Consider the following 8,361-nt stretch of genomic DNA (forward strand, 5'->3'; position numbering starts at 1 on the left):
AACATACGATGTTCCCGCCGCGACGTCAATGATCGCGAGACCGCGACCCCCTCAGCGAATATGTGGATAACCGCTGATCCACGGCCCGTTGTTGGCGAACCGATGGATCGTCCACATCGATTCACCGGCGACCATTGCGCGTTTCATCGGATGTCTGTTACCTTGCCCACGCTTAACATCGGATGTCTGGAGCGTTCATGAAGCTGCTGCACGTCGGCCCCCTCGGGCACGAACGGCCCGCCGTCCGCACCGACGACGGAACCCTGCTCGACCTCGGCGGGGTCCTCCCGGCCGTCCCCGTGACCCCCGAGGAGATCGGCCTCGCCCGCGCCGCCGTCGACCAGGGCCGCCTGCCCGTGCTGGCGGCGGAGCCCGGCACCACCCGTATCGGCGCCCCGGTCCCGCGCCCCGGAAAGATCGTCTGCATCGGGCTGAACTACCGCCGCCACGCCGCCGAGACCGGCGCGCCCGTGCCCGACGAGCCCATCATCTTCATGAAGGCGGCCTCCACGGTCGTCGGCCCCGACGACCCCGTGCTGGTCCCGCGCGGCAGCACCAAGACCGACTACGAAGTCGAGCTGGGCGTGGTCATCGGCGCCACCGCCCGCTACACCGACGGTCCCGAAGACGCCCTGACCCGGGTCGCCGGCTACGTCGTCTGCCACGACGTCTCCGAGCGCGCCTTCCAGCTCGAGCGCGGCGGCCAGTGGGACAAGGGCAAGAACTGCGAGACCTTCAACCCCATGGGCCCCTGGCTCGTCACCGCCGACTCCGTGCCCGACCCCGGCGCCCTCGGCATCCGCCTGTGGGTCAACGGCGAGAAGCGGCAGGACTCCAGCACCGCCGACATGATCTTCGGGGTCGGCGAGATCGTGCACTACCTCAGCCAGTTCATGGTCCTGGAGCCCGGCGACGTCATCAACACCGGCACCCCCGAAGGCGTGGCGCTGGGCATGGCCGACCCCAAGCCCTACCTGCGCCCGGGCGACATCGTCGAATGCGAGATCGACGGCCTGGGCCGCCAACGCCAAGAGATCGGCGCGGCCTGATGGCCCGTATCACCTCCTTCACCACCACCGACGTCCGCTTCCCCACCTCGCGCACGCTCGACGGCTCCGACGCCATGAACCCCGACCCCGACTACTCCGCCGCCTACCTCGTGATCGGCACCGACGCCGGCGACGGCCACACCGGCCACGGCTTCGCGTTCACCATCGGCCGCGGCAACGACGTCCAGGTCGCCGCCATCGACCTGCTCGGCCCGCACCTGCTGGGCCGTGACCTCGACTCCGTGCTCGGCGACATGGGCGCCACCTGGCGCTCGCTCGTGCACGACTCCCAGCTGCGCTGGCTGGGGCCCGAGAAAGGCGTCATGCACATGGCGGTCTCCGCCGCCGTCAACGCCCTATGGGACCTCAAGGCCAAGCGCGCGGGGCTCCCCCTGTGGCGGCTGCTCGCCCGGATGAGCCCCGAGGAGCTGGTCGCGCTGGTCGACTTCCGCTACCTCACCGACGCCCTCACCCCCGAGGAGGCCCTGGAGCTGCTGCGCCGCGCCGAGCCCGGCCGCGCGCAGCGCATCGACCGCCTGCTCGCCGAGGGCTACCCCGCCTACACCACCACCCCCGGCTGGCTGGGCTACTCCGACGACAAGCTCGTGCGGCTCTCCCGCGCGGCGGTCGCCGACGGCTTCACCCAGATCAAGCTGAAGGTGGGCGCCGACCTCGACCACGACGTCCGGCGCATGCGGCTGGTCCGCGAGGCCGTCGGCCCGGAAATCCGGGTGGCCGTCGACGCCAACCAGCGCTGGGACGTCGGCACCGCCGTCGAGTGGATCAACGCGCTCGCCCCGTTCGACCCGTGGTGGGTCGAGGAGCCCACCAGCCCCGACGACGTCCTGGGGCACGCCGCCATCCGCCGCTCGGTGGCCCCGGTCAAGGTCGCCACCGGCGAGCACGTGCCCAACCGGGTCGTCTTCAAGCAGATGCTCCAGGCGGGCGCGCTCGACGTCCTCCAGATCGACGCCGCCCGCGTGGCCGGCGTCAACGAGAACATCGCGATCCTGCTGCTCGCCGCCAAGTTCGGCGTGCCCGTCTGCCCGCACGCCGGGGGCGTGGGGCTGTGCGAACTCGTCCGGCACCTGTCCCTGTTCGACTACGCCGCGGTCTCCGCCGACATCGGCGACCGCGTCATCGAATACGTCGACCACCTGCACGAGAACTTCCTCGACCCCGCGACCGTGCGCGGCGGCTCCTACACCGCCCCCCTGATGCCCGGCTTCTCCGCGCAGATGACCGACTCCGCGCTGCGCGAGTTCGCCTACCCGCACGGCCCCGCCTGGGCTCCCGCGCCCGGCGCCCCCGCCCCCTCCGCCACGGCAGCCGCGAAGGAGCACCCCTGATGGGCGAATTCGACGGGCTCACCGCCCTCGTCACCGGCGGCGGCTCCGGCATCGGCGCCGCGACCGCCGCCCTGCTCGCCGACCGCGGCGCCCGCACCGCGGTCCTGGACCGCGACGTCGCCGGTGTGGGCGCGCCGCACCTGGCCGTCGAGGCCGACGTCACCGACGACGCCTCCGTCGCCGACGCCGTCGCCCGCGTCGCCGGAGCCTTCGGCGGCCTGGACATCCTGATCAACAACGCGGGCATCGGCGCCCAGGGCACCATCGCCGACAACACCGACAGCGAGTGGCACCACGTCCTCGACGTCAACGTGGTGGGCATGGTCCGGGTCGCGCGCGCGGCCCTGCCCCACCTGACCGCCTCCGACCACGCCGCCGTGGTCAACACCTGCTCCATCGCCGCGTGGGCCGGGCTGCCCGCCCGCGCCCTGTACTCCGCCTCCAAGGGCGCCGTGCAGGCGCTCACCCTGGCCATGGCCGCCGACCACCTGCCCCAGGGCATCCGGGTCAACTGCGTGAACCCCGGGACCGCCGACACCCCGTGGGTGGGGCGGCTGCTCGCCGCCGCCCCCGACCCCCGGGCCGAACGCGCCCGGCTCAACGCCCGCCAGCCCACCGGCCGCCTGGTGAGCGCCGACGAGGTCGCGCACGCGATCTGCCACCTCGCCAGCCCCCTGTCGGGCGCCACCACCGGCACCGTGCTCGCCGTCGACGGCGGCATGCACGGCCTGCGGCTCCCGCCCAGGAGCTGACCCGCGAGCGGGAGGAGACCACCACCATGACACCGACCTCGCGCCGCCCGGCGGCCGCCGCCCTGGGCCTGGCCCTGGCGCTGGCCGCGGCGGCCGGGTGCGCCCCCGACGACTCGGCGGGCGGCTCCACCGACGCCTCGGGCCACACCACCCTCAACTGGATGATGTGGTCCGGCGGCACCGCCGAGCGCGACGCCTGGCAACGGGCGGCCGACGCCGTCACCGAGGCCCGCCCCGACATCACGGTGAACCTGGAGACCACGTCCTTCGACGACTACTTCACCAAGATCGGCACCCGCATGGCGGCCGAGTCCGCGCCGTGCATCGTGAGCGCACAGAGCCTGCGGCTGGGCGCGATCCAGGAGGGGATGCGCCCCATCGACGACCTCATCGAGGCGCGGGGCACCGACCTCGGCGGCTTCGAGCCCGCCGCCCTTGAGGGCCTGGCGGCCGATGGCCGGCAGTACGCGCTGCCCTATGACAGCGGTCCGCTGATCATGCTCTACAACAAGGACCGCTTCGCCGAGGCCGGCGTCCCGGAGCCCGAACCCGGGTGGACCATCGACGACTTCGAGGCCGCGGCCCACGAGCTGACCGCAGGCGACGACCACGGCGTCAGCGCCTTCCCCTCCGACACCCAGATGTTCCCGCTCGTGCTCACCTACAGCGGGGCCCAGCCGGTCACCCCCGACCGCACCCTGGCCCTGGACTCCGCCCCGATCGTCGACGGCGTCACCTGGTACACCGAGCTGGTCCACGACCAGCAGGTGGCGCCGCCGCTGGCCGGCAACGACTCGCTGTTCCCGGTCAACCAGTTCGTCGCCGGCAACACCGCCATGGTGGTCGACGGCCCGTGGGACATCCTCAACGTCTCCAGCCAGACCGATTTCGAGCTGGGCATGGTCCCCCTGCCCGCGGGGCCCGACGGCAGCCGCACCCTCTCCGCGGGGTCCGGGTTCGGGGTCTCCCGCAGCTGCCCGGTCCCCGAGCAGGCCTACGCCGCCATCGAGATCCTCACCGGCCAGGACGTCCTGACCGACCTCGCCGCCTCCGGGCGCGCCTTCCCGGCGCGCACCGCCGCCCAGCAGGCGTGGCTCGACAACGCGCCCGCCGGGGCGGGCGCGGCGCTGAGCGCGGCCTCCGCCACCGCCGAACCCCTGCGCACCACCGCCAACTGGACCCAGGTCACCACCGACCTCATCCAGTACGGGGTGCCCGCCTTCAACGGCGCCACCCCGGCCGCCGACATCCTCCGCCAGGTCCAGTCCGAGCACGCACGCGGCTGACCCCCTCCCGCGGCCGCACCGGCGCCCGCGGCCCACCCATCACCGCCCGTCCCCTTTCGGGCCGACACCGACACGGGAGGCTCCGATGCCCGTCGGGAGTCACCTGCCGATGCGCGACAGCCCATCGGCACCGCACACGCCGGACACACCGGCCCGGACCCGCAGCGGCCGCGGCGCCGTCCCGCCCCCGAGGCGGCCCCCGTCGCCCGGCGCGCGGCGGCGCGCCCGCGGCGAGCTCGCCGCAGCGGGCATGTTCGCCGGGCCCGGCCTCATCGGGCTCACGCTGTTCACGCTCTTCCCCATCGCCATGTCGCTGTTCATCAGCTTCTACGACTGGCCGGGGTTCGGCGAGCGCTCACCGGTCGGCCTGGACAACTACCTCGCCCTGGCCGGGAGCATGCGCTTCCAGAGGGTCATCCTCAACACGCTGCTGTTCACCGCGCTCTACGTGCCGCTGAACCTCGTCGTCTCGCTCGGCCTGGCCGTGTGGATCTCCACCATGCGGCGCGGGCGCCAGACCCTGCGGGTCATCTTCTTCATCCCGGTGATCACGCCCATCGTCGCCAACGTCCTGGTCTGGCGGATGATCTACCAGCCCGAGGGCGCCATCGACGGCCTCTTCCAGGTCTTCGGCGCCACCGCGCCCAACTTCCTCGGCGACGAGAACTGGGCGATGGCCGCGCTGGTGGCCATGAGCGTGTGGCAGGGGTTCGGCTACAACATGCTGGTGTTCTCGGCGGCGATCGACAACATCCCCCGCTCGCTCACCGAGGCCGCGAGCCTCGACGGCGCGGGGGCGTGGGCGCGGTTCCGCCACATCACCCTGCCGATGATCTCACCCGCCATATTCTTCGCGTCCACGATGACGCTCATCACGACGTTCCAGGTATTCGCCCAGCCCTACCTGCTCACCGGGGGCGGCCCCGGGCTGGCCACCGAGACCCTGGTGCTGTTCATCTACCGGCAGGGGTTCTCCGCCTACGCACTGGGCGCCGCCGCAGCGGCGGGCTGGATCCTCTTCCTGCTCATCTTCATCGTCACCGCCGTCCAGTTCGCGGCCCAGCGCAAATGGGTGAACTACGATGTCTGACCAGCTCATCGCGGCCCGTCCGCCGGGTATCGCACGGCGCGCGCCCCGCCCCCGCACCGGCGCACCGCGGCGGGGACGCGTCCGGCACGCGGTGTCGGCCGCGCTGCTGTGGACGGTGGCCGGGGTGTTCATGCTCCCGCTCGTCTACACGGTGGCCACCTCCCTCAAGCCGGCCGGCGAGGTCTTCACCAGCCCGCCCACGCTGTGGGGGTCGCAGATCCGGTGGGCCAACTACACCGACGCCATGAGCTACCTGCCGTTCCACCGGTTCATCCTCAACGGCCTGCTGGTGGCGGGGCTGGGCACGGCGGTGGTGCTGGTGGCGTCGACCACGGCCGCCTACGCCTTCGCCCGGCTGCGCTGGCGCGGGCGCGACTCCGTGTTCCTGACCTACCTGATGACGCTCATGCTCCCCCAGGAGGTCCTGGTGGTGCCGATGTTCCTGCTCATGCTCAACTTCGGCTGGGTCGACAGCTACCAGGCGCTGATCCTGCCGTGGGCGTTCACCGCGTTCGGCACGTTCATGCTGCGCCAGTTCCTGCTGACCGTCCCGCGCGAGCTGGACCAGGCGGCCACCATCGACGGCGCCGGACGGCTGCGGATCTTCTGGTCGGTGCTGCTGCCCCTGGCCCGGCCCTCGATCGCGGTGCTGGCGGTGTTCACCTTCATCACCTACTGGAACAGCTTCCTGTGGCCGCTGGTGATCACCACGAGCGTGGAGGACAAGGGGACGGTCCCGCTGGGGCTGAGCCTGTTCTTCAGCCAGCAGGGCAGCCAGTGGAGCCTGGTCATGGCGGCGTCGGTGGTGTCGATGGTGCCCACGGTGGCGCTCGTGCTCCTGCTCCGCCGGCACCTGGTCAGCGGGATCGCCACCGCGGGGCTCGGGGGCCGCTGAGCCGGCGGGCGGTCAGTGTCCCGCCGGCGGGACAGCCGGCCGGTGGCCGCCGGCGGGGTCGGCGCCGAGGTCGTCGTGCAGCGACTGCCGCAGCCACTGCTCCACCCCGGCCACGTGCACGGTCGCCCAGGAGCGGGCCACCTCGGGCTGGCGCTGGGAGATCGCCTGGCAGATCGCGCGGTGCTCGGCGAGCGTGCGCTCGACCGCCGAGCCCTGGGTGACCCCGCGCCAGATCCGCGCCCGGTGGGTGCGGCTCGACAGGCTCTCGACCAGCGACGACAGCACCGGGTTGCCCGACCCTTCGACGATGCGGCGGTGGAACTCCTGGTCGTTGGCCACGAGCTCCTCGACCGAGGGGTCGGGCGGCAGGGCGTCGAGGACCTTGGTGAGCTCCGCGGCGGCGTCGTCGGTCATGTGCGTGGCGGCCATGGCGGTCGCGGCGGGTTCGAGGATGCGCCGCACCTCGAGGAAGTGCAGCACGGAGTCGTCGTGGTGGAAGTCGACCACGAACGCCATGGCGTCGACGAGCAGCCGCGGGTGCAGGCTCGTGACATAGGTGCCGTCGCCCTGGCGGACGTCGAGCACGTTGATCAGGCTGAGGGCCTTGACCGCCTCGCGCAGGGAGTTGCGGGACAGGCTGAGCATGGCGGCGAGCTCGGGCTCGCGCGGCAGCCGGTCGCCGGGGCGCAGCTGCCCGCTGTTGATCATCTGCTTCAGCTTCTGGATGGCTTCGTCGGTGACGGCCACGGATCTCCTCCGTCCCACCGGGCGATCTCCGGTCGGGCACCAATGTAACAGCAGTCATCGGATGTATTCGCCGGAATCACGGTGAATCGCGGCACTATGCCCATCCGGCGCCCGGGAAGATCCGAGGTGTGCCCCGTGAGCGCCGCAGATCCCCGCCGGATGCGCCCGGCCCCGGAACCGGACGGCCGGGGCGGACATCGTAGGGGGCGCGGCGGGACGGCCGCCCACGGCGACGCGAGGGAGGACACGGCGGTGACACGCGTGTGGCGCATGGAGGACGTGATCGCGGAGGACGACGCGGCCGACGAGGTATCGCAGCACGGCGGCACGGCCGTGCTCGCCTACATCCGGGCGCTCGCCGAGCACGGCGTCGAGGTGCGCGAGGTCGATCACCTGGCCGATACCGAACGCGAGCGGGACGTGGCCTTCGAACTGGACATCGTGGGCGGCTGGTCGCTGTTCCTGGAGTTCGAGGCCGTCCCGATGGAACGGCTGCGCAACGGTGACGACGACGTGCCCATCGAGATCTTCGTCGACGGCGACGGGCACCTCGGCTGGAACGCGGCGGTCAAAGCGGGGCTGGCCAAGGTCGCGGCGCGCCGCCGGGACCGGGACCCGGCCGGCCCCGGCGCCACGGCGCCGCGCAGCGGCGGCACCGGCGCGGCGGAGGTGTGGCGCGTACCGGACGTGATCGGTCCCCTGGACACCAGCGACGACATGGACGTCAACGGCGGGGAAACGCTGATCGCCTACCTGGCGGCGCTCGCCGACCACGGCATCCTCGTCCGCGGCGTGGACCGCGAGATCGACGCCGAGGGCGCCGGGATGATCGCGTTCCTGCTGGAGCTCGACGGCGGCGGCGCGCTCTACGTCCACGTCCCCGGCGTGCCCCTGGCCTGGCTCCACGACCGCGCGGCGTTCCGCGACGAGTGGAGGGCCTGGGACGACGAGGGCAACATCTGCGAGGTCTTCGTCCAGCACGAGGGCTACATGTCCTGGGAGCGGGCGATCGATGCGGGAATCGCCACCGCCCGCGACCTCAGCCGCGGTGCTCGTCCGTGACGGGGGCGGTGGAGGCGGCCCGGTCCGCGGCGTCCCCGGCATCGCGCAGGGCATCGGCGGCTTCCGCGAGGCAGTCGGCGAGGTCCGCCCAGTCGTCGTCCATCTCATCGGCCCGGGCAGCGGCGGCCTCG

At 72.5% G+C, this 8,361-nt stretch carries 8 protein-coding genes; 7 read left to right on the top strand and 1 reads right to left on the bottom strand.

The features are described from left to right. Positions 1 to 197 precede the first annotated feature (197 nt). The 6 genes from ACFOVU_RS24465 (at position 198) to ACFOVU_RS24490 (ending at position 6,421) form a co-directional block, all read left to right on the top strand. The gene (locus tag ACFOVU_RS24465) at positions 198 to 1,049 is read left to right on the top strand and encodes a fumarylacetoacetate hydrolase family protein (protein ID WP_378537333.1); all 852 of its coding nucleotides are present in this window, start codon (positions 198 to 200) and stop codon (positions 1,047 to 1,049) included. Continuing rightward, on the top strand, positions 1,049 to 2,398 hold the full coding sequence (locus tag ACFOVU_RS24470) for an enolase C-terminal domain-like protein (RefSeq protein WP_378537334.1): 1,350 nt from the start codon (positions 1,049 to 1,051) through the stop codon (positions 2,396 to 2,398). The genes ACFOVU_RS24465 and ACFOVU_RS24470 overlap by 1 nt, the downstream gene beginning before the upstream one ends. Continuing rightward, positions 2,398 to 3,150: an SDR family NAD(P)-dependent oxidoreductase gene (locus tag ACFOVU_RS24475; RefSeq protein WP_378537335.1), complete on the top strand. Its 753-nt coding sequence runs from the start codon at positions 2,398 to 2,400 to the stop codon at positions 3,148 to 3,150. Before ACFOVU_RS24470 ends, ACFOVU_RS24475 begins: the two co-directional genes overlap by 1 nt. Before the next feature lie 26 nt (positions 3,151 to 3,176). Next, positions 3,177 to 4,436, top strand: coding sequence for an ABC transporter substrate-binding protein (locus ACFOVU_RS24480; protein WP_378537337.1), 1,260 nt, complete (start codon positions 3,177 to 3,179; stop codon positions 4,434 to 4,436). Between the two features lie 85 nt (positions 4,437 to 4,521). Then, entirely contained in the window at positions 4,522 to 5,526 is a 1,005-nt protein-coding gene (locus ACFOVU_RS24485) for a carbohydrate ABC transporter permease (RefSeq protein WP_378537339.1), read from the top strand. After that, entirely contained in the window at positions 5,519 to 6,421 is a 903-nt protein-coding gene (locus ACFOVU_RS24490) for a carbohydrate ABC transporter permease (protein ID WP_378537340.1), read from the top strand. Before ACFOVU_RS24485 ends, ACFOVU_RS24490 begins: the two co-directional genes overlap by 8 nt. A gap of 12 nt (positions 6,422 to 6,433) precedes the next feature. On the opposite strand, the gene ACFOVU_RS24495 is transcribed toward ACFOVU_RS24490, so the two are convergent. Further along, positions 6,434 to 7,168, bottom strand: coding sequence for a FadR/GntR family transcriptional regulator (locus tag ACFOVU_RS24495; RefSeq protein WP_378537342.1), 735 nt, complete (start codon positions 7,166 to 7,168; stop codon positions 6,434 to 6,436). A gap of 252 nt (positions 7,169 to 7,420) precedes the next feature. Here ACFOVU_RS24495 and ACFOVU_RS24500 point away from each other — a divergent pair, with 252 nt between their 5' ends. Beyond that, positions 7,421 to 8,230 (top strand): hypothetical protein, encoded by an 810-nt coding sequence (locus tag ACFOVU_RS24500; RefSeq protein ID WP_378537344.1) that lies wholly within the window; start codon positions 7,421 to 7,423, stop codon positions 8,228 to 8,230. Positions 8,231 to 8,361 lie beyond the last annotated feature (131 nt).

This window comes from Nocardiopsis sediminis (assembly GCF_042650565.1).
Classification (GTDB): Bacteria; Actinomycetota; Actinomycetes; order Streptosporangiales; family Streptosporangiaceae; genus Nocardiopsis_B; species Nocardiopsis_B sediminis.

What these genes read in the sequence shown, in the direction of transcription:
- ACFOVU_RS24485 (WP_378537339.1), top strand. Translation starts at nt 4,522, where the DNA reads ATGCCCGTCGGGAGTCACCTGCCGATGCGCGACAGCCCATCGGCACCG.
- ACFOVU_RS24465 (WP_378537333.1), top strand. Translation starts at nt 198, where the DNA reads ATGAAGCTGCTGCACGTCGGCCCCCTCGGGCACGAACGGCCCGCCGTC.
- ACFOVU_RS24470 (WP_378537334.1), top strand. Translation starts at nt 1,049, where the DNA reads ATGGCCCGTATCACCTCCTTCACCACCACCGACGTCCGCTTCCCCACC.
- ACFOVU_RS24490 (WP_378537340.1), top strand. Translation starts at nt 5,519, where the DNA reads ATGTCTGACCAGCTCATCGCGGCCCGTCCGCCGGGTATCGCACGGCGC.
- ACFOVU_RS24475 (WP_378537335.1), top strand. Translation starts at nt 2,398, where the DNA reads ATGGGCGAATTCGACGGGCTCACCGCCCTCGTCACCGGCGGCGGCTCC.
- ACFOVU_RS24480 (WP_378537337.1), top strand. Translation starts at nt 3,177, where the DNA reads ATGACACCGACCTCGCGCCGCCCGGCGGCCGCCGCCCTGGGCCTGGCC.